19 protein-coding genes and 1 pseudogene are annotated in these 23,701 nt (G+C 60.6%); 16 read left to right on the top strand and 4 right to left on the bottom strand.

Annotated features, from left to right (window positions below; translation table 11 throughout):
• From KGB07_RS16650 to KGB07_RS16620, 7 genes and pseudogenes are all read left to right on the top strand, one after another.
• The coding region (locus KGB07_RS16650; RefSeq protein WP_223465982.1) for a DUF2345 domain-containing protein at positions 1 to 1,587 on the top strand (1,587 nt) is incomplete at its 5' end.
• Positions 1,584 to 3,407 (top strand): phospholipase D-like domain-containing protein, encoded by a 1,824-nt coding sequence (locus tag KGB07_RS16645; RefSeq protein WP_223465981.1) that lies wholly within the window; start codon positions 1,584 to 1,586, stop codon positions 3,405 to 3,407. The genes KGB07_RS16650 and KGB07_RS16645, both read left to right, overlap by 4 nt.
• Complete coding sequence (locus KGB07_RS16640) at positions 3,407 to 4,669, top strand: DUF6396 domain-containing protein (protein WP_223465980.1); 1,263 nt, start codon at positions 3,407 to 3,409, stop codon at positions 4,667 to 4,669. The genes KGB07_RS16645 and KGB07_RS16640 overlap by 1 nt, the downstream gene beginning before the upstream one ends.
• A gap of 165 nt (positions 4,670 to 4,834) precedes the next feature.
• A pseudogene (locus KGB07_RS16635) lies at positions 4,835 to 5,680 on the top strand (phospholipase D-like domain-containing protein); the annotation flags it as partial.
• Positions 5,680 to 6,948 carry a sel1 repeat family protein gene (locus KGB07_RS16630; protein WP_046041841.1) on the top strand — a complete coding sequence of 423 codons (1,269 nt, stop codon included), beginning with the start codon at positions 5,680 to 5,682 and terminating at the stop codon, positions 6,946 to 6,948. The pseudogene KGB07_RS16635 and the gene KGB07_RS16630, both read left to right, overlap by 1 nt.
• Positions 6,949 to 6,964: 16 nt before the next feature.
• Complete coding sequence (locus KGB07_RS16625; protein ID WP_221174492.1) at positions 6,965 to 8,221, top strand: sel1 repeat family protein; 1,257 nt, start codon at positions 6,965 to 6,967, stop codon at positions 8,219 to 8,221.
• Between the two features lie 90 nt (positions 8,222 to 8,311).
• The gene (locus KGB07_RS16620) at positions 8,312 to 8,911 is read left to right on the top strand and encodes a flavin reductase family protein (protein WP_046041842.1); all 600 of its coding nucleotides are present in this window, start codon (positions 8,312 to 8,314) and stop codon (positions 8,909 to 8,911) included.
• A 12-nt stretch (positions 8,912 to 8,923) separates the two neighbouring features.
• Here the strand turns inward: KGB07_RS16620 and KGB07_RS16615 are convergent, their stop codons facing one another.
• On the bottom strand, positions 8,924 to 9,292 hold the full coding sequence (locus KGB07_RS16615) for a cupin domain-containing protein (protein ID WP_046041843.1): 369 nt from the start codon (positions 9,290 to 9,292) through the stop codon (positions 8,924 to 8,926).
• Between the two features lie 76 nt (positions 9,293 to 9,368).
• Positions 9,369 to 10,178 (bottom strand): AraC family transcriptional regulator, encoded by an 810-nt coding sequence (locus KGB07_RS16610; protein ID WP_046042015.1) that lies wholly within the window; start codon positions 10,176 to 10,178, stop codon positions 9,369 to 9,371.
• 165 nt (positions 10,179 to 10,343) lie between these two features.
• Here KGB07_RS16610 and ddlA point away from each other — a divergent pair, with 165 nt between their 5' ends.
• The gene (gene ddlA / locus KGB07_RS16605) at positions 10,344 to 11,438 is read left to right on the top strand and encodes a D-alanine--D-alanine ligase (protein ID WP_046041844.1); all 1,095 of its coding nucleotides are present in this window, start codon (positions 10,344 to 10,346) and stop codon (positions 11,436 to 11,438) included.
• A 75-nt stretch (positions 11,439 to 11,513) separates the two neighbouring features.
• Here ddlA and ggt read toward each other — a convergent pair whose 3' ends face one another.
• Entirely contained in the window at positions 11,514 to 13,346 is a 1,833-nt protein-coding gene (ggt, locus tag KGB07_RS16600; RefSeq protein ID WP_223465976.1) for a gamma-glutamyltransferase, read from the bottom strand.
• A 166-nt stretch (positions 13,347 to 13,512) separates the two neighbouring features.
• On the opposite strand from ggt, the gene KGB07_RS16595 reads away from it, so the two are divergent.
• Positions 13,513 to 14,622 (top strand): DUF2817 domain-containing protein, encoded by a 1,110-nt coding sequence (locus KGB07_RS16595; RefSeq protein ID WP_046041846.1) that lies wholly within the window; start codon positions 13,513 to 13,515, stop codon positions 14,620 to 14,622.
• A 55-nt stretch (positions 14,623 to 14,677) separates the two neighbouring features.
• Here the strand turns inward: KGB07_RS16595 and KGB07_RS16590 are convergent, their stop codons facing one another.
• Complete coding sequence (locus tag KGB07_RS16590) at positions 14,678 to 15,796, bottom strand: succinylglutamate desuccinylase/aspartoacylase family protein (RefSeq protein WP_223465974.1); 1,119 nt, start codon at positions 15,794 to 15,796, stop codon at positions 14,678 to 14,680.
• Positions 15,797 to 16,072: 276 nt separating this feature from the next.
• Between KGB07_RS16590 and KGB07_RS16585 the strand changes: the two genes are divergently transcribed.
• From KGB07_RS16585 to KGB07_RS16555, 7 genes are read left to right on the top strand one after another with little or no spacing between them, the layout of a single operon-like run.
• Positions 16,073 to 17,674: a 5-guanidino-2-oxopentanoate decarboxylase gene (locus KGB07_RS16585; RefSeq protein WP_046041848.1), complete on the top strand. Its 1,602-nt coding sequence runs from the start codon at positions 16,073 to 16,075 to the stop codon at positions 17,672 to 17,674.
• Positions 17,675 to 17,693: 19 nt separating this feature from the next.
• The gene (locus tag KGB07_RS16580; protein ID WP_223465972.1) at positions 17,694 to 19,277 is read left to right on the top strand and encodes an amidohydrolase; all 1,584 of its coding nucleotides are present in this window, start codon (positions 17,694 to 17,696) and stop codon (positions 19,275 to 19,277) included.
• A 50-nt stretch (positions 19,278 to 19,327) separates the two neighbouring features.
• A complete protein-coding gene (locus tag KGB07_RS16575; RefSeq protein WP_404942362.1) occupies positions 19,328 to 20,143 on the top strand; it encodes an ABC transporter ATP-binding protein in 816 nt (271 codons plus the stop codon).
• A gap of 54 nt (positions 20,144 to 20,197) precedes the next feature.
• On the top strand, positions 20,198 to 20,974 hold the full coding sequence (locus KGB07_RS16570; protein WP_223465970.1) for a transporter substrate-binding domain-containing protein: 777 nt from the start codon (positions 20,198 to 20,200) through the stop codon (positions 20,972 to 20,974).
• Positions 20,975 to 21,010: 36 nt separating this feature from the next.
• The gene (locus KGB07_RS16565; protein WP_046041851.1) at positions 21,011 to 21,724 is read left to right on the top strand and encodes an ABC transporter permease; all 714 of its coding nucleotides are present in this window, start codon (positions 21,011 to 21,013) and stop codon (positions 21,722 to 21,724) included.
• 13 nt (positions 21,725 to 21,737) lie between these two features.
• Positions 21,738 to 22,427, top strand: coding sequence for an ABC transporter permease (locus KGB07_RS16560; RefSeq protein WP_046041852.1), 690 nt, complete (start codon positions 21,738 to 21,740; stop codon positions 22,425 to 22,427).
• Between the two features lie 49 nt (positions 22,428 to 22,476).
• Positions 22,477 to 23,655, top strand: a complete 1,179-nt coding sequence (locus KGB07_RS16555; RefSeq protein ID WP_223465969.1) for a pyridoxal phosphate-dependent aminotransferase — start codon at positions 22,477 to 22,479, stop codon at positions 23,653 to 23,655.
• Positions 23,656 to 23,701 lie beyond the last annotated feature (46 nt).

Raw genomic sequence — 23,701 nt, 5'->3', positions numbered from 1 at the left:
CCCTACGCCTTGCGCCTGTGCTTTCGCCCAGAGGTCCCACCCAAACCACAGATCGCCGGCACCCTCCCGGCACGCATCACCCACCCCCAGAGCAACCCCCTGTACACCGAAATCGACCTGCAAGGGCGCTACCGGGTCAAATTCCTCTTCGACCGCGACACCTGGCCCGCCGGCCGCGAAAGCAAGTGGCTGCGCCAGGCCCGCGCCTACGCCGGCGACACCTACGGCCTGCACCTGCCACTGATCGCCGGTACCGAAGTGGCCATCGCCTTCGAACAGGGCGATCCGGACCGCCCCTACATCGCCCATGCCCTGCACGATGACCAGCACCCCGACCTGGTGACCCAGCGCAACGACCACCGCAATGTGCTGCGCACGCCGGCCAACAACAAGTTGCGCATGGATGACACGCGGGGGCAGGAGCACGTCAAGCTCAGTACCGAGTATGGCGGCAAGAGCCAGCTGAATCTGGGGCATCTGGTGGATGGCCAGCGCAAGAAGCGTGGGGAAGGGTTTGAGCTGCGTACGGATGATTGGGGCGCCATTCGTGGCGGCAAGGGTCTTTTCATCAGCGCGGACAAACAGGAGAAAGCCAAAGGTGCGCAACTCGACATGGACGCCGCCTTCGGCCGCCTGCAACAGGCCGGCGAACAACTGCAACAACTCTCGACCGACGCCCAAACCGCTAACGCCGATCCGGCCGACGTCGCGGCACAACTGAACCTGTTGCGCCAGGACCTCGAACAACTCAAATCCCAGGTCCTGCTGCTCAGCGCCCCGCAAGGCATCGCCCTGACCAGCGGCCAGCACCTGCAACTGGCCGCCGAGAAAAACCTGATGCTCAACGCCGGCGGTGAAGCCGACCTCAGCGTGGTCAAGCGCCTGTTCATCGGCGTCGGCCAGGGCCTGAGCCTGTTCGTGCGCAAGCTCGGCATCAAGCTGATCGCCAACCAGGGCTCGGTGAGCGTGCAGGCGCAAAACGATCGTCTGGAACTGATCGCCCGGCATGGTCTGAACATCACCAGCACCGAAGACGAAATCCACATCACCGCGAAGAAAAAAATCATCCTCAACGGCGGCGGCAGTTACCTCAGCTTGGATGAGTGCTGCATCGAGTCCGGCACGGCGGGCGACCACAAGGTCAAGGCGGCGCACTACGACTACAGTGGCCCCGCGAACATGAAGGCCACGCACCCGGACTACCCCAAAATCCTATCGAAAGAAATGATTAACCTGAGCCTGGCGCCCGCTCCGAACGCCTCCAGTCACGGTTGGGCCGGCATGCCCTACACGCTGTTGGCGGACGGCGCGGTACTCAAGAAAGGCGTGCTGGACAAGACCGGCCTCATATCGATTGACCATCAGGTGGTGACCCGAGGCTACCGCGTTGTCCTGGCCAACGGCACGGTTTACCAGATCCCGGTACCGACCGACTACCGCAATGCCGAGCAGGCGGTACTCGCCAATAAGGGCCTGCACAACCACCCCTCGCAAACCGATACCAGCGTCAACCAGCCCGCTTCGCACACCGATCATCGCGGGCAGTACGCCGCGCACATCGCCCCTCATGGAGAGAAAACCCGATGACTCAATTCGAATGCGTGGTGCCCATCGCGCTGCAGCACACCAACACGGCCACCTGCACGGCGCCCTGGTACGTATGCAACACCGAATACCATCCGGTAGGCGCTACCTATCAAGCGTTGATCAACGGCGAGGAAGCCTTCAAAGCCGTGTACGAGGCCATCGCGGCAGCAAAACAATCCGTCGACATCATCTGCTGGGGGTTCCAGCCGTCGATGTTTTTCATCCGCGACGGCAAGGCGCCGAGCATCGGTGAACTCCTCCTGGCCAAGGCCAGGACCAAGCCAGGCGTCAAGGTACGGATACTGGGTTGGGAAATGCCCTTCAATCTGGCGGGGGTGGGCGGCGAAGCCAACCTGCCGGGCAAAGGCTCGCTGCGTATCGCCGATCGGGCGCTGCAGCGCTCCACCGAGGTGCAATATACCGAAGACCGCGAGTGGTTTGCCCGCTGTGCGGTCTCAGGCAACAAAGCGGCGCAACAGGTCGCGAACGGCCTGCCAGCATTCGTCAGTCGTGGTTTCAGTTGGGAGGAAAGGGCTGAAATTTCCCATTGGGTGAAGTATGAAAGTCTCGACCCGGACATCAGCAGCAAGATGCGCCAAACCCTGAAGCTCACCGCCACCCACCACCAGAAGACCGTGCTGGTCGACTACGAACTCCCTGAAAGCGCCGTCGGTTTCGTCATGGGCCACAACATGCTCGACGAATATTGGGACACCTGTGCTCACACGGCGTTGAACCGTGCCGAAGGCAACAAGCCGGCACCCAACCAAGGCCCACGGGGCAACACCCCGCGCCAGGACATCTCCAGCCAGGTCAGCGGCCCCATCCTCGAACACCTGCACCACAACTTCGCCACGGCCTGGTTCAAGGAGACCGGCGAGGACCTGATGGCGTCGCGCGAGGCCAAGCTGCTCGGGCTGCAGCTGCAATGCAATCCCGGCGCAACGAAGCAAATCGCGCAGATCCTGCGCACCCAGGCCCAGGAAGGCAAACGCGACATTGAGACGCTCTACCTGCAAGCGGTGAACAACGCGACCCAGTTCATCTACATCGAGAACCAGTACTTTCGCTGGCCGCCCCTGGCTGAACTGATCAAGAAAGTCGCCGCCGCTCAAACCGAAGGTGGTCGCGATCCCGGGCTGCACGGCCCCCTGCACCTGTTCGTCATTACCAACGCCGGCGACGACAGCGTGGGCGCTGGCACCCGCAACACCCAACGCATGCTCGAAAGCCTCGGGCGGGCCGAGACCATTCCCGAAGTGACCAAGCTGCGGCGCATCGAACAGGTAAAAGCGCAAGCATCCCCCCGGCCAATGCCCGAGCCCCGCGACCGCGCCGGGCACCGGGAACTGGCCGAGTGGCAGGCCGAACTTGATTGGCACATCAAGCAAATCCAGGACAGCACCGTCACCCCGGAGGACATCCCCGGCCTGAAAGTGCACCTGTGTTCGCTGGTCGCGCCGGACTCACCGGCGGGCAGGGAATGGATGCCGGTGTACGTCCACTCCAAGCTGATGATCGTCGATGACGTGTTCACCACCCACGGTTCGGCCAACATCAATACCCGCAGCATGCAGGTAGATAGTGAGCTGAACATTGCCCATGAGTGGATGAGTGTGACCCAGGCAATGCGGCGGCGGTTGTGGGATCTGCATACGGATGGGAAGGGAGTGCAGGAGGAGGTGGGTGATGCATTCGAAGCTTGGCAGAAAATCATCGATGACAACAAAGATCTTCAAAAGGACAAAGAAAACGGCGTTCCCGACGCACCTCTTGTCGAGTTTTATTACGGCAAGGCCAAACTGCAGGACCTCGACTGATGCGCCGTTTTCTCTTGCTCTCCTGCCTGCTGTTGGCGGCTTGCGATAGCCGCAGCACCTTTAACTATATGAAGAAGGACCCTCATGTGAAACCTCTGACGGAAATCAAAGCCAACCTGGCGTTCACCTGCGCCCACGAAAATATCCCCGAAGCCAGTGCTGAATCTGACGTGCTGTTCAAATACGCCCGCTGGCTACAGAAAAATAACCAGCTCAAGCAAGACAAAAACGTAGATGTCGATATCGAGCGGTTGTACCGCATCGCCGCCGAAAATGGTCATTACAAAGCCAACATCAACTTGCAAAACGGGTCGATGCGCCAACGGTTCCAGTTGCGTGGCGCCGAACACCTGCGCTTGAGTCAACAACTGATGGATGCTGGTGTGGCCACAGGTTACTACTTTGTGGGGATCTTTCTACAGCAAGGCTCGGCGGGCCTTAAACAGGATCCGGAAATGTCCTTGCGCTACTACCGTAAGGCTGCTGATAAAGGCAGTGCCGAAGCGCAATACTATGTGGGCGACAAGCTGGCACCGAGTGATATTGCTCCGGATGTCGCGAGGCAAATGCGCCGTTGTGCCGCCGAGCAGAAACATGGCAGAGCGGCCGTGGCACTGGCTGTTAATCTTAAAAACAAGGGAATTTACCAAGAGGCAGTTGAAGTACTCCAGATGGGTGTTGCCGGAGGGTATGAACATGCTGCTGGCCGCTTGGGCGATGCATTTCGCGGCCCTTCCAGTAGCAACAAGTTGGACTACTTAGGCCAATCGGAAGACCTTGAGCGCGCCGACCGCTACAAAAAAATCTGGAAGATACTTGCGGGATATTCCTATGCCAACCCCAAAGTCCCCGAAATCAACGAAATCCTCCCGCTGCCACCAGCCAAACTCCCCGCCTGGGACGGCAAGCTGCAATGGCTAGAAGAGCGCCTGGCAAACGCCCCGCCAGAAAAGCCCAGCGAAGCGCTGATCCAGCAACTGGCCAAGGCCAAGCTCCTCGACCCCACTTCCGGTCGACCGCTGCCAGCATCTCCCGATTTCATCCGGGAGCCTTACCGCAAGCTGACCTGCAACAGCGGTCAAGCCTGCCCACAATCCGGCTATTGGAACGCGGAAGGCATTGTCGACGAGATCCGACGTTTCGATAAAGGCGAAATCATGCCGACATTGAACGTCCGGCGTAGCCATAGCCGTTTCCTGCTCGCCGACCGAATTACCGTCGAAGAGGAAAACATCGAATGGATATTGTTCGGTGAAGCCTGAGCATTTCTGCTCCGATTATCAGTCGAGGCACTCGGCGGTTGATCGGTAGCAAGAGCCTGACAAATCAACGCCAATTCCGGCAACCACAAGAGCAGCGCAATGACCCAGTTTGAGGCAGACGCACATGGAGGTGAAACGACGACAGGCATAGCTATGTTCAGACCGCGAAGGCAGGCACAAAAAGGCAAACGCGACATTGAGACGCTCTACCTGCAAGCGGTGAACAACGCGACCCAGTTCATCTACATCGAGAACCAGTACTTTCGCTGGCCACCCCTGGCTGAACGGATCAAGAAAGTCGCCGCCGCTCAAACCGAAGGTGGTCGCGATCCAGGGCTGCACGGCCCCCTGCACCTCTTCGTCATTACCAACGCTGGCGACGACAGCGTGGGCGCTGGCACCCGCAACACCCAGCGCATGCTCGAAAGCCTCGGGCGGGCCGAGACCATTCCCGAAGTGACCAAGCTGCGGCGCATCGAACAAGTAAAAACGCAAGCATCCCCCCGGCCAATGCCCGAGCCCCGCGACCGCGCCGGGCACCGGGAACTGGCCGAGTGGCAGGCCGAACTCGATTGGCACATCGAGAAAATCAAGGACAGCACCGTCACCCCGGAGGACATCCCCGGCCTGAAAGTGCACCTGTGTTCGCTGGTCGCGCCGGACTCACCGGCGGGCAGGGAATGGATGCCGGTGTACGTCCACTCCAAGTTGATGATCGTCGATGACGTGTTCACCACCCACGGCTCGGCCAACATCAATACCCGGAGCATGCAGGTCGATAGCGAGCTGAACATTGCCCATGAGTGGATGAGTGTGACCCAGGCAATTAGGCGGCGGTTGTGGGATCTGCATACGGATGGGAAGGGGGTGCAGGAGGATGTGGGTGATGCATTCAAGGCTTGGCAGAAAATCATCGAAACAAACAAAAAACGCCAGGAAGACAAGACAACGCCTGACGCCCCACTTGTCGAGTTTTACTACGGCAAGGCCAAACTGAGCGACCTCGACTGATGCGCCGTTTTCTCTTGCTCACCTGCCTGCTGTTGTCGGCTTGCGATAGCCGCAGCACCTTCAACTATCTGAAGAAGGATCCTCATGTGAAACCTCTGACGGAAATCAAAGCCAATCTGGCTTTCACCTGTGCCCACGAAAATATCCCGGAAGTCAGTGCTGAATCTGACGTGCTGTTTCGTTACGCCCGTTGGTTGCAGAAAAACAATCAGCTCATACCGGACAAAACTGTCGATGTCGATGTCGAAATCGAACGGTTGTACCGCATCGCCGCCGAGAATGGACATTACAAAGCCAACATCAACCTGCAAAACGGGTCGATGCGCCAACGATTCCAGTTGCGTGGCGCCGAACATCTGCGTTTGAGTCAACAACTGATGGATGCTGGTGTGGCGACAGGTTACTACTTTGTGGGGATCTTTCTTCAGCAGGGTTCGGCCGGGCTTAAGCAGGATCCGGAGATGGCGTTACGTTATTTTCGCAAGGCCGCAGATAAAGGCAACGCCCAGGCGCAATACGATGTGGGGGACAAGCTGGCGCCAAAGAGTATTGCCCCAGAAGTTGCCCGGCAGATGCGCCGTTGTGCTGCTGAACAGGGGCATGGCAGAGCTGCTGTCATGTTGTCGATTTATTTGAGAGATGAACAAAAATACAGCGAAGCAATAGAAGTCTTGCAGATGGGCGTTGCCGGCGGAGACGAGCATTCCGCTGGTCACTTGGAGGATGCATTTAGCGGCCCTCCTAAGTCCAATTTGATGGACTACATCGGCCAGGCGGAAGACCCTGAGCGTGCCGAACGTTACAGAAGAATTCGGAAAACGCTTGCGGGTTTCTCATACGCCAACCCCAACGTCCCCGAAATCAACGAAATCCTCCCGCTGCCACCGGCCAAACTCCCTGTCTGGGACGGCAAGCTCAAATGGCTCGAAGAGCGCCGGGCCAACGTCCCACCAGAAAAGCCCAGCGAAGCGCTGATCCACCAACTGGCCAAGGCCAAACTCCTAGACCCCACTTCCGGTCGACCGCTGCCAGCATCTCCCGATTTCATCCGGGAGCCTTACCGCAAGCTGACCTGCAACAGCGGTCAAGCCTGCCCGCAATCCGGCTATTGGAAAGCGGAAGGCATCGTCGACGAGATCCGACGTTTCGAGAAAGGCGAAATGATGCCGACCCTGAACGTCCGGCGTAGCCATAGCCGTTTCCTGCTCGCCGACCGAATTACCGTCGCAGAGGAAAACATCGAATGGATATTGTTCGGTGAGGCCTAAGCATTTATGGGGCTGTTTGATACTCATCGCCTTGACCGGCTGTGGCGCTAACAATGCCGAGCCTTTGTCGGTGGACTTTGTAAACCCGCTCACCGATATCAACATTAGTCTCGCCTTTACCTGCCAACACGAAACAATTCCGGCGACCTCCGCCGAGGCCGATATGCTGTTCCAATACGCGCGCTGGTTGCAAAAGAACAATCAACTCAAACAGGACAAGACTGTTGATGCAGAGATCGAGCGCTTGTACCGCATCGCCAGTGAGAACGGCCATTACAAAGCCAATATCAACCTGCAGAACGGTGCCATGCGCGGTACTTTCAAACTCCGTGGTGAAGAGCATTTGCGCATGAGTGAGCAACTGATCAACGCCGGAGTGGCAACGGGATATTACTTTGTCGGCATCTTCCTGCAGCACGGCGCAGCCGGGCTGCAGAAAGATCACGAAATAGCGTTGCGTTACTATCGCAAAGCCGCTGATGAAGGTAATGCACTGGCTCAAGCCTATATCGCAGACAAGTTGGCGCCGATCGACGTCGCCCCGGACGTTGCCCGGCAGATGCGCCGTTGCGCAGCAGAACAAGGTCATGGTAAATCAGCCCTCGCCCTAGGGGTCCACTTTAAGAACAAAGGAAAGTACCAAGAAGCGCTTGAGCTCTTCCAGATGGGCGTTGTAGCTGGTAACGACGGCGCTGCCGGCCGATTGGAAAAAGGCTTCCGTGACCCTAAGCCAGATAATCGCTTGCACTACCTCGGTCAACAGGAAGACCTCGAACGCGCCGATCGCTACGAAAAAATCTGGAAAATCCTCTCGGGCTACTCCTACGCCAATCCCAAAGTCCCCGAGATCAACGAAATCGTCCCACTGCCACCCGCGCCGTTGCCATCCTGGGACGGCAAACTCAAATGGCTCGAAGAACGCCTGGCCAATGTCCCCCCTGAAAAACCCAGCGAAGCGCTGATCAACCAACTGGCCAAAGCCAAGCTTCTGGATCCGGCCACTGGACAGGGGCTACCGGGATCGCCTGCATTTAGCCAATCTCATTTGTCGGCACCGAACTGCCATAGCGGCCAAGCCTGTCCGGTAAGTGGATACTGGAAGGTGGGCTGGCTTCCCCGCCACCACTCAGTAGACAGGAGCGTCGCTCGGTATTTCGAACAGGGCGAGATCTTGCCGACACAACTGGTCCAGCGCTACCAGATGCGCATTTGGCCCTTTTCCGACAGGATCACACGACACGAACAAGCGGTTGAATGGTACCTGCTCGGGTGATGGACCACTTTGAAGGAGCGACCGCAGGCTGCGATATTTTCATTTGGGATGTCGTTACAATCGGCTCTTTTCCCCCTGGAGCAGACTTCCATGAGCGTTTCCCACCGCCGTCCGGTTCCCTTGTCCAAGGCCTATCGTCTGCTCAATCATGGCCCGACCGTGCTGGTCAGCGCAGCCCACGGTGGTCAGCGCAATATCATGGCGGCAGCCTGGGCCATGCCGCTGGATTTCGAACCACCGAAAATTGCCGTGGTGCTGGACAAGTCCACCTGGACTCGCCAGTTGCTGGAGGCCTCGGGCACTTTTGTGCTGAACGTTCCTTGCGCCGCCCAGGTCGACATTGTGCAGACCGTCGGTTCGACCTCCGGCCTGGAATTGACCCAGGGTCAGGGGCGCGACAAGTTTGAGACCTACGACTTGCAGACGTTCACCGGCGAGTCGGTTGATGCGCCGATGCTCGAAGGCTGCGTGGCCTGGCTGGAATGTCGCCTGCTGCCCGAGCCGAACAACCACCAGCAGTACGATCTGTTCCTGGCCGAAGTGATTGCCGCCCAGGCTGACGAACGTGTGTTCAGCGAAGGGCGCTGGCACTTCGAAGGGCAAGATGCCTTGCGCACTTTGCACCACGTGGCGGGCGGGCACTTCCTGACCATTGGTGAGCCGGTGGACGGCAAGACCTTGCAGGCTTGAGCCGGTCAGCGCTCAAATCCACACATCATTCTCGGCCGTGCGCTCACCACCTTCGCTGCCGGTGTTGAGCACGCCCTTGGGTTCAATCAGCAGGAGTTTTACCTCCTGCTCGGCACAGGGTTTGTGCTCGACGCCTTTGGGCACCACGTACATTTCCCCTGCGTTCACCAGCACGTGGCCATCGCGAAAATCGATGCGCAACCGGCCTTCGAGCACGATGAAGGTTTCGTCGGTATCGAGGTGGTCGTGCCAGATAAAATCCCCCAGCAACTTCACCACCTTGAACTGGTAGTCGTTCATTTCGGCGATGACCCGGGGCGACCAGTGGGAATCGATCCGGCTGATTTTTTCAGCGAAGTTCAGGCTTTCGTAAGCGTTCATGTAACAGCTCTCATGGAGGTTGGTGAACCCACGATAGCCAGCGACTCAACGCGCTTCTTGTACGATTGTGCGTGGCTCAACGGCGCTGCATGTTCATCCAGCGGGCCGGTGACAGGCCGTAGGTCTTGCTGAATTGCCGCGTCATGTGGCTCTGGTCGGTGAAACCTGCGATCAGCGCGGCGCTGACCAGGCTCTGACCCTGGATCAGCAGCGCACGGACCATGTCCAGGCGGCGCATGGTCAGGTAGCGGTAGGGGCTGGTGCCGAACAACAAGCGGAAATCCCGGGACAGGCTCCAGCGATCCCGACCACTGTGCTGTGCCAGTTCCTCCAGGGTCACGGTGCGATCCAGGGCGCTATGGATGTATTCCCGCGCCCGCTGCGCGGCCACGTAATCGAACCCCGAGCGTTTGCCCGGTGCACCGGAAACCGCGCTCATGGCTTGTGCCAGATCGAACAGCGCGTCCTGTTCCTTCAGTGGATCGAGCGGGCAATCCAGGCTGTGCAGCAAAGCGCCCGTGGCGGCGAACAGGCGGGGATCGTTCGACAACCCGGTCTTGATGAACGGCAGCGCTTGCCCGCCGAGCATCTGCTGGATCAGCGCCGGTTCGATGTACATCATCCGGTACTGGAAACCGGACTCGGTCCCGGCCTCGCCATCGTGGGCTTCGTCCGGGTGCAGCACGATCGTTGCGCCCGGCAGGCTGTGACGCCAGCCGCCGCGATACTGAAAGCTCTGCACCCCGGCCAGGGTGTGGCCGATGGCATAGGTGTCGTGGCGGTGAAGGTCGTAGCCATGGCCGGCAAAAAACGCCTCGAAACGCTGCAGCCCGCCGACATCGGGCGCGCGAAGGAACCAGTCATTGCGAGGCGGACGCTTGGCCATGGTGATGATCGTCTTGAGCTTGATGCACAACACGGTAACCCAGCCGGCGGTTCCCTGTCTTCTGATCGGAAGGCGGCTTATCGGCTAGAAAACCAAGAGCAAATACTGCACCGTGGGGCGCATTCGCTACAGGTTGTTTTTTATTTGTCAGGATGAGGCCAGGTCATGAGCAAATTGCGTGTGGGGATCATTTTCGGGGGCCGTTCGGCCGAGCATGAGGTGTCGTTGCAGTCGGCGAAAAACATCGTCGATGCGCTGGATCGTTCACGCTTCGAGCCGGTACTGATCGGCATCGACAAACAAGGCCATTGGCACCTCAACGACCCTTCCAGCTTTTTGCTGAACCAGGAAAACCCGGCGCTGATCGCGCTCAACCAGTCCAACCGCGAACTGGCCGTGGTGCCGGGCAAAGCCACTCAGCAACTGGTGGAAACCTCCAGCCAGGAAATGCTCGGTCACGTCGATGTGATCTTCCCGATTGTCCACGGCACCCTCGGTGAAGACGGTTGCCTGCAAGGCTTGCTGCGCATGGCCGATCTGCCGTTTGTCGGCTCCGATGTGCTCGGCTCGGCCGTGTGCATGGACAAGGACATCAGCAAGCGCCTGCTGCGCGATGCCGGCCTGGCCGTGACGCCGTTCGTGACATTGACCCGCGCCACGGCGGCGCGCACCGGGTTTGCCGAGGTGCGGGGCAAGTTGGGTTTGCCGCTGTTCGTCAAACCGGCGAATCAGGGCTCTTCCGTGGGCGTGAGCAAGGTCACCGACGAGGCTGAGTACAGTGCTGCGGTGGAACTGGCCTTGAGTTTCGATACCAAGGTGTTGATCGAATCTGCCGTCAGCGGCCGCGAGATTGAATGCGCGGTGCTCGGCAATGAAGACGCCATCGCCAGTGGCTGCGGCGAGATCGTGGTACGCAGCGGGTTCTACTCCTACGACAGCAAGTACATCGACGACACGGCTGCTGAAGTGGTGGTACCGGCCAATATCAGCGTCGAGGCCAGCGAACGCATTCGCGCCCTGGCCGTCGAGGCATTTCAGGTGCTGGGCTGCTCCGGCCTGGCCCGCGTCGACGTGTTCCTGACCGACAGCGGCGAAGTGCTGATCAACGAAATCAACTCGCTGCCCGGCTTCACCCGCATCAGCATGTACCCGAAGCTGTGGCAGGCCACCGGCATGACCTACAGCGAACTGGTGACGCGACTGATCGAACTGGCGCTGGAAAAACACCAGGTTCGGCAGGGGTTGAAGATCAGTCGATAAGCGCTGCTGATTTTCGCTTGTGTACATAAAAAGGGCCTACCCACCGGTAAGCCCTTTCTCATCCACGCGTACGACTCAATCCCCCAACGCTTGCCCCTCACGCCGTGGATCGGCCCCGCCTGTCAGCGACGCTTTGCCTTGGGCGTCCTTGACCCGGACGATCGTCTGGGTCCCGCTGGTCATGTCGATCTCGCTCACGCTGTGCCCTTTGTCTTTCAGCGCCTGAATCAGCGTCGGGCTGAACTGCCCCTGTTCCAGTTCGGTCGGGCCGTTGCGGCTGCCGAAGTTGGGCAGGTTGATGGCCGCCTGGGCATCGAGGTTCCAGTCGAGCAGGCCGATGGTGGACTTGGCCACGTATTCGATGATTTGCGAGCCGCCGGGGGAACCGACGGTGGCGAGGAATTCGCCGCTCTGGCGGTCGAAGATCAGGGTCGGGGCCATGGAGGAGCGCGGGCGTTTGCCAGGCTCGACGCGGTTGGCGACTTTTTGCCCGTTTTCCTCGGGGATGAACGAGAAGTCGGTCATCTCGTTGTTGAGCATGAAACCCTGAACCATGATGTGCGAGCCGAACGCCGATTCGATGGTGGTGGTCATCGACACGGCACCGCCGGTGTCATCGACGGCCACCACTTGCGAGGTGGAAATCCGCAGCGGCGAACGATCCGGCGCATAGGCCACCCGGATGCCCGGCGGCGTGCCGGGTTTGGCCGTGCCCATGCTGCGTTCGCCAATCAGGGCGGCGCGGCTGGCGAGGTAGGTCCGGTCGACCAGGCCCTTGACCGGCACGGGTACGAAGTCTGTATCGGCGACGTACTGAGCTCGGTCGGCGTAGGCCAGGCGTTCGGCTTCAGAGATCAGGTGCACGGCTTGCGGGTCGGGTTCGATGCCGGCCGGGGCCGTGGTCTTGACCGGTTTCAGCGGCACCAGCGCCAAGCGTTTATCGCGGGTCTCCAGGGCTTGCAGCGTGCCGAGGATCTGCGCCACGGCGATCCCGCCCGACGACGGCGGCGGCATGCCGCAGACTTGCCAGCGCTTGTAGTCGGTGCACAGCGGCGCGCGCTCCTTGGCCTGGTAGTTGGCGAGATCGCTCACGGACAGGCTGCCGGGGTTCGCGTGACCCTGCACCTTGGCTGCGATTTCCTCGGCGACCGGGCCTTTGTACAGGGCATCCGGGCCTTCATGGGCGATGCGTTTGAACACGGCGGCCAGTGCCGGGTTCTTCAAGCTTGTGCCGACGGCTTTTGGGCTGCCATCGGCATTACGGAAGTAAGCCATCATTTCCGCTGAGCGCGGCATGGACGAATCTGCGGCGATCAACTGGTGCAGGCGTGGCGAAATGGCGAAGCCTTGTTCGGCGAGCCGGATGGCTGGTTCAAACAGCTGCGCCCAGGGCAGGCGTCCGTGTTTTTGATGGGCCAGTTCCAGGGCGCGCAATACACCGGGCGTGCCCACCGAGCGGCCGCCAATCTGCGCCTGGGTGAACCCCATCGGTTGTCCATTGGCTTGCAGGAAAAGCTTCTCGGTGGCGCCGGCCGGGGCGGTTTCACGCCCGTCGTAGGTGCGCACGGCCTTGCCATCCCAAAGTACGATCAATGCGCCGCCACCGATGCCCGAAGACTGTGGTTCGACCAGCGTCAGCACCGCTTGCATCGCAATCGCCGCGTCGATGGCCGAGCCGCCCCGGCGCAGCATCTCCCGCCCGGCTTCGGCCGCCAGCGGGTTGGCTGCCGCAGCCATGTATTTGTCGGCGTGTTGAGTTTTAAGGTCGGTGCGGAAACCGGAAGCGCTTTCCGGTGCGAGTGGCAGCGTCGGCACCGAAGCGTTGTTGCACGCGGTAAGGGTCAAGGCGCTGGCGAGCAGAACCAGGGCTGGCAGGCGATAGCGGCACAAAGGGAAGGTTGAGAACACGTGGGGTACTCCGTCCGTTGGATCTACGATCAGCCGACTTTATCGGCCGACCGGTAGGGACGCAAACCGGGTCCTGCGGCACCGACGTTTTTGTCCTTCATCAATGGCGGGATTTTCTGTAGGGTCATTGCTAACAGGCAGGCCGGAAAACCAACAAGAGGCAGACATGCAAACCGAGTTCCCCACCCAGTCCAGCTATCGCACCCAGCGTGAACAGTTCCTGGCCGCAGCCACCACGGCGGGCGCAACGCTGACGGAGTATCCACACCCGCTCAAAGGACCCTTCGGCGAGCCCCTGAGTACCGATGTGGCGGTGCTGGGGGATCCGGGCGCCAAACGGCTGCTGATCGCGTTGAGCGGCACTCACGGGGTCGAAGGCTTCTATGGTTCGGGCTGCCAGATCAAATGGCTGCAGGAGTTGGGCAAGCGCTCCCTGCCAGCGGACGTCGCCGTGGTCATGATCCATGCCATCAACCCTTGGGGCATGGCGTGGTTGCGCCGGGTCAACGAAGACAACATCGACCTGAACCGCAATCACCTGGATTTCCAGCGACCGCTGCCAGACAACCAGGCCTACAACGCCCTGCATGAAATCTATGCCTGCCCGCAGTTGCACGGTCCGCAGCGTGATCGTGCCGATGCCTTGCTCGACGAGCAGATTCGCCTGCACGGCTGGCCGGCAGTCATGTCGATTGTCGAGGGCGGTCAGCATGCTCATCCCGACGGCCTGTTTTTCGGCGGGCTGGCGCCGAGCTGGTCGAACCGCACGCTGCACAAAATCGTGCAAAAGCACGTGGCCCATGCCGAGGTCGCGATGTGTTTCGACCTGCACACGGGCGCTGGCGAGTACGGTCATCCGATGTTGTTGACCATCACCGAGTCCGCCTATCCGGCACTGGCGGATGCGCAGGCGATTTATGGCCCGTGGCTCTACAGCCTGCAAACCGGTGCCGACACCGTCAGCGAAACCGGCGTGGCGGCAACGGCCACCGGCTACACCTCGCAAGCGCTGATCAATGCGTTGCCGCAGGTTCGCTTGATGCCGTTTGTCATTGAGTGCGGGACTTACCCGGGGCCGGACGTTCACCGTCATCTGCGCGATGACCACTGGCTGCATCTGCACGGCAACCCGAATGACGTAACAGGGCGCGAGATCAAGCTGAGTCTGCTCGAGCAGTTCTATCCCGCCGACAGCGATTGGCAGGCGATGGTCTGGCTGCGCACCTGGCAGATCTGGGAGCGGGCGCTGTCGGCATTACCGACGGTTCGCAACTGACACCCCTCAGTGGCTCGATGGCCGCGGTTCAGGCTTGCCTGTGACCGCGGCACCATCACGCCGAAACCATTACACCGCCTTCGAGTGCCGTAGCCCCGGCCACTTTGCACAATTCGACCCCCGCTGCCGCAAATCGAATCGCACTGCGCATGTACATCACGCCACGGGTGGAACTGCATACAACCTGCGTAGCGCCAGTGATGGGGTCTATGACGTGCACCACCGGCTCATCACGCTCGATCCACGCGCCGGGTTTGTGCAGGAACACCACGAGCCCGGCGCAGGGGGCGCGCAAGGTCAGTGAGCCATCGAAGGGTGTCGCGGGCTGGAGCAGGGCAGGCATCGGCGGAGGTGTGCCGGCGAGGATGCCCCGGTGTTGCAGGAAGGCGTAGAGCGCGGCGGCATCGACGCGGGCCAATGCATGATCGACATCCGCTTCACCGCGTAACTCGACGGTAGCGGCGACGCAGCCGGAAGGGATCGGAAAGCGTCCGGCAAACGCTTCGGCCAGGCGCCACCAGGGTTGACCGCAAGCCTCGTCAAACGAACTGGCGCCCGTACCGCTCGCCAGCAGGCTGGCCTGTGCGCCGATGTAGCGTGCCAGCGGTTCGATCTGCGACCAACAGGGCGTTTCTCCATACAAGTGAACCACGGCCTGGGCATCGCAATGCAGGTCGAGGACGAAATCGGCGTCGTGGGCCAGCAGCAATTGTGCCTGGCGCATCGAGTCGATCTCGCTGGTCGGGCGAATCTGTTTCAAGGCGCTGGCCATGGCGCGCCGAATGATCTGCCGATTTTCATCGGCATCCCCGGTCAGTTCATGGGCCAACCGATCTTTGATTGTCTCGGCCAAATCAGGATAACGGCGATTGAAATTCTCACCGCTGTTGAAATCGAAACGTCCCATCGCGTCGTGCATCAAGGTCTGTTCGAGGCCAATCGGATTGGCGATGGGGACCAGCACGATCTCCCCGAGGATCTGTCCGCGAGCCTCGGCACCGTCGAGCATTTCACGCAGATGATGCAGCGCCAGCATGCCGGGCAATTCGTCGGCGTGCAGGCTGGCTTGCAGATAAACCTTGCCGGCGCGTCCGGGCTGACCGTAGTGGAAGCTGATCAGGTGCCGCTGGGTACAGGGGTTGCGGGTCAACAGGGGCTGATGCTCGACGCGCATAAAGCGTTCCTTGAGACAGAGGGGGCAAGTGCCGAGGGTTCCATCTTTATGAAAATGAGTGGCCCCAACAATCGAATAATTTGCCCGTCACTGGTGAGCAAAATGATCCTTTGACCGGCAGTGATACGCCCAAATGCTCAACAAGATCGTTCAATAAAATTTGACAGTGAGGCAAATTTATTTCGATTGATGTAATCGTTTCGTCACGAATACTAGGGCCCTCGGTTCAGGTCTCTGTGAGCCTGGCATTCCCAATAAGAATAAAGAGGTGCTCGCATGACCAGTTGTGCCCAGGCGCTCGTCCGGTTACTTGAAGGCTACGGCGTGGAGTCGGTGTTCGGCATTCCCGGTGTGCACACGGTCGAGCTTTATCGCGGGCTGCACGGCAGTTCTTTGCGCCACATCAGCCCGCGTCACGAACAGGGTGCAGGGTTCATGGCGGACGGCTACGCCCGGGCCAGCGGCAAGCCCGGCGTGTGCTTCATCATTACCGGCCCCGGCATGACAAACATCCTCACCGCCATGGGCCAGGCCTACGCCGACTCGGTGCCGATGCTGGTGATTTCCACCACCAGCCGCCGCGAACATCAACGCCTGGGCCATGGCTACCTGCATGAAATGCCCGACCAGCGTGCAGTGGTCGCCGGGGTCTGCGCCTTTAGCCATACCTTGCAGCGCCCCGAGGAATTGCCGGAAGTGCTTGCCCGCGCCTTCGCGCTGTTCGGCTGTGCCCGCCCGCGTCCAGTGCACATCGAAATTCCGTTGGACGTGCTGGAAATGCCAGCCGACAACCTCGACCTGCGCCCACGTACCTTGCCGCAAGCCCCGGCGCCGGCGGCCGCGAATATTGCGGCGGCGGTGAAGCTGCTGGCGGCGGCGCGCAAGCCGTTGATCCTCGCCGGTGGCGGCGCCCGAGGCGCAGGCCGGCTGGTGCAGGCGCTAGCGGAAAAGTTGCAGGCGCCGGTCGCCCTGACCACCAATGCTCGTGGCCTGCTGGCGCCGGAGCACCCGCTGTTGCTCGACGGGGTGCAGTCGTCGGCGCATGGCCGTGCACTGTTTGCCGAAGCTGACGTGGTATTGGCGGTCGGTACCGAATTGGGGGAAACCGATTACGACTTCTTCGGTCTCGGCCCGCTGTCACTCAATGCGCCGCTGATTCGCCTGGACATCGATCCCTTGCAGATCCTGGGGGCGGCACGCGCCGACGTGGGCCTGCTGGGCGATGCCGGGCAAGGGCTGCAAGCGCTCCTGGCGGCAGTGCCTGAAGCTTGCGCCAGCGACTGGGCCTATCAGCGTGTGGCACAGGTCAACGCTGCTGAACGGTCCGGCTGGAGCAGCAAGCAGAACGTCATGCAGCAGATGCTCGACACCCTGCGCGACAGCCTGCCCGCGCCGATCGTGGTCGGCGATTCGACCCAGCCGGTGTATCAGGGTGCGCTGGGTTATCGCGCTCCGCAAGCCAACAGTTGGTTCAACGCCGGCACAGGCTTTGGCACCTTGGGTTACGGCTTGCCGGCGGCCATCGGCGCCAAGCTCGCCGCGCGCGATCGTCCCGTAGTAGCGGTGGTCGGCGATGGTGGCGTGCAGTTCTCCAGTGCCGAACTGATCGCTGCCCGTGAAGCGGAGTTGGGGGTGATCGTGGTGCTGTGGAACAACCACTGTTATGCCGAAATCCGCGACTACATGACCAACCGCGATATTCCCCCATTGGGCGTGGACATCCTGCCACCGGACTTTGCCGCGTTGGCCAAGTCCTGCCACGTCGCCCACATCGCCATAAGCAGCCTTGAGCAGTTGCGCGAGGTACTTGCCAGCCAGGCCCACACCCGTCAGCCGATTCTGCTGGAGCTGGACGCCGCCGCTTTCCTGTCTGCCTGAGTCGTTAGGAGTGAACCACATGGAATTACAGAAAAGATTTGCCCTGAAGTGGGTCGACCAGCATCGTCAGCAGTTATCGGATTGGCACCAGATCATCTGGCACTACGCGGAGCCTGCGTTTCGCGAGTACAAGTCCTGTGCCTGGTATGTGGATCTGTTGCGCAAGGAAGGTTTCACCGTCGAAGAAAACAGCGGCGGCATGCCTACCGCGTTTTGCGCAACCTTCAGTAATGGCCAGGGACCGGTGCTGGCGACCTACGCCGAATACGATGCGGTCCCCGGTAACTGCCAGGCCGCTACCACCCACAAGATGCCCCGCGAAGGCCTGTCGCGATTTGCCCCGGGCCACACCGATCCGCACTCTGCGCTGGGTATCAGTGCATTGGGCGGGGTGCTCGCGGCGAAGGCGGCGATGCTTGAGTTCGGCATCGAGGGCACCATTCGTTTCTTTGGTGAACCGGCGGAAAAGCTCCGTGCGTCCAAACCCGTACACGCGGCCAAGGGTTACTACGACAACCTGGATGCGGCCATCAGTTTTCACCCCACCTACATGTTGCCGCTGAACAACACCACCACCTGGGATACCCATTGCGGCATTGCTTACGCCTACATCTACAGCTTCACCTGCGAAGACCCGGAAAACTGGATTGCCGCCGACCGCTATAGTCCGATTCCGCAGAATCACCTGGCTGCCCGGGCACCGGGCGCCAACGATGCGCTGATGCACTTCTACAACCTCAACGAAAGCCTGCGCCGTTCGACCCTGCCGTTCACCGGTTTGTGGAGTTACAACGAGGCCATCCTGACGGCCGGGCAGGCCACCGCCGACAATCTGCCACCGCACCTGTCACAGATCCAGTACCTGCTGCGTTGCGATTCGATCGAGCAGGCCGAAACCATTTCCCAGGTGATGGATAACAACGCCGCCGCTGCGGCGATGGCCACCGGTTGCCAGTGGAAAAAGACCTGGGTCTGCAAGTCCCGTGGCGGTCTGCCCAACCATGTGCTGGCGCGGGCGACCTACAGCAACCTGGCCGCCGTCGGCGCACCGCAATGGGGGGCTGAAGCCTGCGAGATTGCCCGTGAGATCCAGAGCAATCTCGGCCTGGTACCGATGGCGGAACCCTTCCTGCCGGCCACCGAACAACTGATCGACCCGCAGGAGTGCGAGCGGCAGATGCGCCTGCAAATGCCGGCATGGCAGAAGTACCTGACTTCCGACGACTACCCCGAATACACCTGGCATTGCCCGACCGTGCGTCTGCTGGTGGCCCGCCCGATGCTCAGCGCGCCCGCCGGCCACGTGTACCCGGATTGGGTCTCCAATGCCTTGGGCGGCATACCGCAGACCATCGATCCGATGATCGAAGTGGCGGCGAAAACCATTGCCAACACCTTGCTCGACCTGTTCTGCAACGACGATTTGCTCAAGGCTGCCAAAGCCGAGTTCGACCAGCGCACCGGCGGTGGCATCGGCGGTGAGCGCTGGCAGGCGCCGCTGTTGCCGGCCGACTTTCAAGCCCCCCATCGCTTCCGCTGGCCGGAGTACATACGCACCGTGCGTGGCGAAGAGTGGTGGATCCCGGCGCGCGACGACGAATAGTCGTGGCGTTGCCCGGCCTGCCTGAACAATCAGAATTCGAGGATCCAGACGTGCAAGCACTCACCCACGTGAATATCCCCCAGCCACACACTGACACCGCGGTCGTCGCCATCGATGACCTGCACAAGAGCTATGCCGATCACCACGTGCTCAAGGGCATTTCGATGCGCGCCAAAGAGGGCGAAGTGGTCTCGCTTATCGGTTCAAGTGGTTCGGGCAAAAGTACTTTGCTGCGTTGCATCAACCTGCTGGAAATCCCCTGCAGCGGCAGCCTGAGAATCAACGGCGAAGAAGTGCGGTTGAAGACGGGGCGCGGTGGCGTCGCGCAGATCGCCGATCCGCGTCAGGTCGAGCGTCTGCGCACGCGTTTGAGCATGGTGTTCCAGAGTTTCAACCTGTGGCCCCATCGCACCGTGCTGGAAAACGTTATCGAAGCGCCGGTGTACGTACTCGGCGAGGACCGCAAGGAAGCCACGGCGCATGCCGAACACCTGCTGGAAAAAGTCGGCCTGATCGACAAGCGAAACGTGTATCCCTCGTTTCTGTCCGGTGGCCAGCAACAGCGCGTAGCGATTGCCCGCGCTCTGGCCATGCGCCCGCAAGTGATGCTGTTCGATGAGCCGACCTCGGCCTTGGACCCTGAGCTGGTGGGCGAAGTGTTGCGGGTGATTCAGGGCATCGCTGAAGAAGGGCGGACGATGATTCTGGTCACCCACGAAATGGCCTTTGCGCGGGATGTATCGAGCAAGGTCATCTATCTGCATCAAGGCCGGATCGAAGAAGAGGGCACGCCGCAGCAGGTATTGCTCGATCCACGCAGTGAGCGTTGCCGGCAATTCGTAATGGCCCAGGACAACCGCGGATAACCCGCAGTGATGTTTTCACCTCGATAACTACAAACTGAAAAGAGGCATCAAAACATGAAGAAAACTCTGTTGATCACCCTGCAAGCCTGCCTGCTGGCCGGCATCGCCAGTACCTCGTTCGCTGCTGAAAAACTGGTGTTTGGTATCGCCCTGGAACCTTACCCGCCGTTCTCCTTCAAGAGCGGCAAGGGCGAGTGGAGTGGCTTTGAACCGGAGATGATCACCGCGGTGTGCGAGCGCATGAAGGCCGATTGCAGCCTTAACGAAATGTCCTGGGACGGCCTGATTCCGGCCCTGAAGTCGCAACAGGTGGACGTGGTGCTCAACTCGTTGTCGATCACTCCAGAACGTCAGCAAGTGATCGATTTCACCCAGCCGTACTTCTTCACCCGCGCACTGTGGATCGGTGATCGCAGCATGGAACTCGAACCGACCCCGGCCGGCCTCAAGGGCAAGATCATTGGTGTGCAGGGTTCGACCACCCACGCCGCGTTCGTCAAGAAGTACTACGGCGAAACCTCCACCATCCGTTATTACAACGACCAGGACGACATCCTCGCGGACCTGCGCAGTGGTCGCGTCGACATCATGCTGGCTGACCAGTTGGTGGTTGAGCCGATGCTGGACAACCCCGACAACTCGATGCTCGCCAGCAAGGGCGTAGCGCCGCTTGACCCGCTGTTTGGCGACGGTGTGGGCGCGGGTGTGCGCAAAGGCAACGATGCCCTGCGCGAGCGTTTGAATGTGGCGCTGCAATCGCTGCGTGCCGATGGCAGCTACGAAAAGATCCGTGAGCGCTACTTCAAGTCTGATATCTCGGCCCTTGAGTAATCAGCTTCTTCAGGCAAACCCAACACAGGTGTGCTCATGACACTTTCTGATATTTCCCGGCTGTTCTTCAGCGATGGCTGGCTCCAGGCCCTGGCCCAGGGGATGGTCAAGACCTTGGGGATTTCCCTGGGGGCTTTTGTCCTGGGGCTGGCCATCGGCCTGGTCGTGGCCATGGCCAAGCTCAAGGGCCCGCGCTGGTTGGTCGTTTGCGCCAATTGCTACACCACGCTCTACCGCGCGGTGCCGGAGTTGCTGCTGATCCTGCTGCTCTACTACGCTGGTGCCGATCTGATCAACCTGACGCTGGCCGCATTCGGCCAGCCGAGCGTCGAGATCAACGGGTTCATGGCTGCCGTGGTGGTGCTGGGCATTGTGCAGGGCGCCTATTCGGGGGAAATCATTCGCGGTGCGATCGAGTCCATCCCCCACGGTCAGATAGAAGCGGCGCGCGCCTACGGTATCTCCCACAGCTTGCTGGTGAGGAGGGTGATTCTGCCGTGCATGCTGCCCTTCGCGATTGCCGGGTTATCCAACCTGTGGCTGGTGCTGGTCAAGGAAAGCGCCTTGATCAGCGTGGTGGGTTACAGCGAGTTGCTGACAGCCGGCCGCCAGGCAGCGGCATCGACCAAGCATTATTTGCTGTTTTACCTCGCCGTGGCTGCGTTCTATTACCTGATCACGCTGGTTTCCAGCTCGGTCTTCCGGCGGGTCGAAGTGCGCTTCGAACGCTGGATGCCACGGCACGCATAAGGGGAGGGCGAGCATGGACTTTCATTGGCTGGGCAATTTTTATCAGGAATTGGTCAAGGGCGCCGGACTGACCCTGCAGCTGTTGCTGATCTCCGGGGTTATCGGCTTTTTCATGGCGGTGCTTGTGGCGCTGGGGCGTTTGTCGAAGAACCGCTTCCTGTCCAACGGACTGCGCTTTTACACCAGCGTGCTGCGGGGGACGCCATTGCTGGTGCAGATCTACGTGTTGTACTACGGCGTGGGCAGTGTTTTTGCGACCTTCCCGTTGATTCGCGGCAGTATGTTCTGGCCGTATTTGCGAGAAGGCTTCTGGTACGTGGCGTTCGCGTTGACCTTGAGCGTTTCCGCGTACGTCGGTGAAGTGTTGCGCGGTGGCTTGCGCGCGGTACCGCGTGGCGAACTGGAAGCCGCGCGGGCCTATGGCATGCGTCCCTGGCTGGTGTTGCGCCGGGTGTGGATGCCGCGCGCCTTGCAGATGCTGCGTCCGACATTGGCCGGGGAAAGCGTGATGCTGCTCAAGGCCACGGCGCTGGCCTCGACCGTGGCGGTCACCGACCTGCTGGGGGCGGCAAACCTGGTGCGTTCGCAAACATTACGTGTCTATGAGCCGCTGCTGGTGGTGGCGGTGATCTACATCATCCTGGCGATTGTCATTGAGCAAGGTTTTGCCCGGATAGGCAAAACGCCGCAACGTCAGGCCTGACTTCAAAGTCGATGGACACATCGGCCCAAGGGCTCAAAAGGAGTTTCATATGAAATATTCGTCCATGGTCAAACGCATCAGCGGCGAAACCGTCACCGCCTGGGACATTCACTACGCGGCCTGTGATGCACAGGCTCGCGGTGAAGATGCGATCGTGTTGAGCATCGGCGATCCGGATTTCGCCACTGCCGATGAGATATGCGCGGCGGCGGTTCAGGCAATCAATGAGGGCGACACCCACTACACCCACGTGATCGGGCGCCCGGCCCTGCGCGAAGCGATTGCCGCCAAGCAGTCGGCATTGCTCGGCCGGCCGGTGTCCGCCGACAACGTGGCACTGGTGGCCGGCGCACAGAACGGTTTGTATGCCACGGCCATGTGCCTGTTCGAACAAGGCGATGAAGTGCTGGTGCCGGAACCCATGTACCTGACGTACGCGGCGAGCATCCAGGCATCAGGTGCATGCCTGGTGCCGATTGCCCAGCCGGCCGAAGAAGACTTCCGCCTGACCCTGGCCGCGCTGGAAGCGGTGGTGACCGACAAGACCCGTGGCATTGCCCTGGCCACGCCGAACAATCCCACCGGCAATGTCTACACCCGCGAGGAGCTGGAGGCCGTTGCACTGATTGCCCAACGCCACAACCTGTGGGTCATCAGCGACGAGGTTTATGGTCAGCTGACCTATGACCGTCCGCACCAGAGCGTGGCCACCCTTGAGGGCATGGCCGAGCGCACCGTCATTTTGAACAGTCTGTCCAAATCCCACGCCATGACCGGTTGGCGAGTCGGCTGGGTGGTGGGGCCGCAAGAGCTGATCGGCCACCTCGATAACTTGTTGCTGTGCATGCTCTACGGCTTGCCGGGGTTCATTCAGGCCGCTGCGCTCAAGGCGCTGGAACTGGATGAGCAAGTGGTCGGGGAAGGGCGGGCTCTTTACCGCCGGCGCCGGGACCTGGTGGTCGAAGGTTTGCGCCATGTGCCGCTGCTCAAGTGCAAGGTGCCTGAGGCGGGCATGTTCATGCTGGTGGATGTGCGTGAGACGGGCTTGTCGAGCACGGACTTTGCCTGGCAACTGTTCCGTGAAACCGGTGTTGCCGTACTCGATGCCAGCGCTTTTGGCGCCAGCACCGCCGGCTTCGTACGCATCTCGTTCACGGTATCCGACGCAGCGCTCAGTGATGCCTGCGGTCGAATCGCAGGCTTCATCGAGCGCCTTCGCGGGCAATGACGTTTCTGCTGCCACGGGGGGTAGGGGACCTGCCCCTGACTGTCTT

This window comes from Pseudomonas sp. GL-RE-26 (assembly GCF_019956275.1).
Classification (GTDB): Bacteria; Pseudomonadota; Gammaproteobacteria; order Pseudomonadales; family Pseudomonadaceae; genus Aquipseudomonas; species Aquipseudomonas grandcourensis.
Note: the sequence above shows the minus strand (reverse complement) of the source record. Positions and strands in the feature narration are given on the sequence as shown.

Coding starts and splice junctions, on each gene's coding strand:
- KGB07_RS16585 (WP_046041848.1), top strand. CDS start 16,073: ATGACCAGTTGTGCCCAGGCGCTCGTCCGGTTACTTGAAGGCTACGGC.
- KGB07_RS16590 (WP_223465974.1), bottom strand. CDS start 15,796: ATGCGCGTCGAGCATCAGCCCCTGTTGACCCGCAACCCCTGTACCCAG.
- KGB07_RS16595 (WP_046041846.1), top strand. CDS start 13,513: ATGCAAACCGAGTTCCCCACCCAGTCCAGCTATCGCACCCAGCGTGAA.
- KGB07_RS16630 (WP_046041841.1), top strand. CDS start 5,680: ATGCGCCGTTTTCTCTTGCTCACCTGCCTGCTGTTGTCGGCTTGCGAT.
- KGB07_RS16615 (WP_046041843.1), bottom strand. CDS start 9,292: ATGAACGCTTACGAAAGCCTGAACTTCGCTGAAAAAATCAGCCGGATC.
- KGB07_RS16620 (WP_046041842.1), top strand. CDS start 8,312: ATGAGCGTTTCCCACCGCCGTCCGGTTCCCTTGTCCAAGGCCTATCGT.
- KGB07_RS16565 (WP_046041851.1), top strand. CDS start 21,011: ATGACACTTTCTGATATTTCCCGGCTGTTCTTCAGCGATGGCTGGCTC.
- KGB07_RS16610 (WP_046042015.1), bottom strand. CDS start 10,178: ATGGCCAAGCGTCCGCCTCGCAATGACTGGTTCCTTCGCGCGCCCGAT.
- KGB07_RS16560 (WP_046041852.1), top strand. CDS start 21,738: ATGGACTTTCATTGGCTGGGCAATTTTTATCAGGAATTGGTCAAGGGC.
- ddlA (WP_046041844.1), top strand. CDS start 10,344: ATGAGCAAATTGCGTGTGGGGATCATTTTCGGGGGCCGTTCGGCCGAG.
- KGB07_RS16580 (WP_223465972.1), top strand. CDS start 17,694: ATGGAATTACAGAAAAGATTTGCCCTGAAGTGGGTCGACCAGCATCGT.
- KGB07_RS16555 (WP_223465969.1), top strand. CDS start 22,477: ATGAAATATTCGTCCATGGTCAAACGCATCAGCGGCGAAACCGTCACC.
- KGB07_RS16570 (WP_223465970.1), top strand. CDS start 20,198: ATGAAGAAAACTCTGTTGATCACCCTGCAAGCCTGCCTGCTGGCCGGC.
- KGB07_RS16645 (WP_223465981.1), top strand. CDS start 1,584: ATGACTCAATTCGAATGCGTGGTGCCCATCGCGCTGCAGCACACCAAC.
- KGB07_RS16640 (WP_223465980.1), top strand. CDS start 3,407: ATGCGCCGTTTTCTCTTGCTCTCCTGCCTGCTGTTGGCGGCTTGCGAT.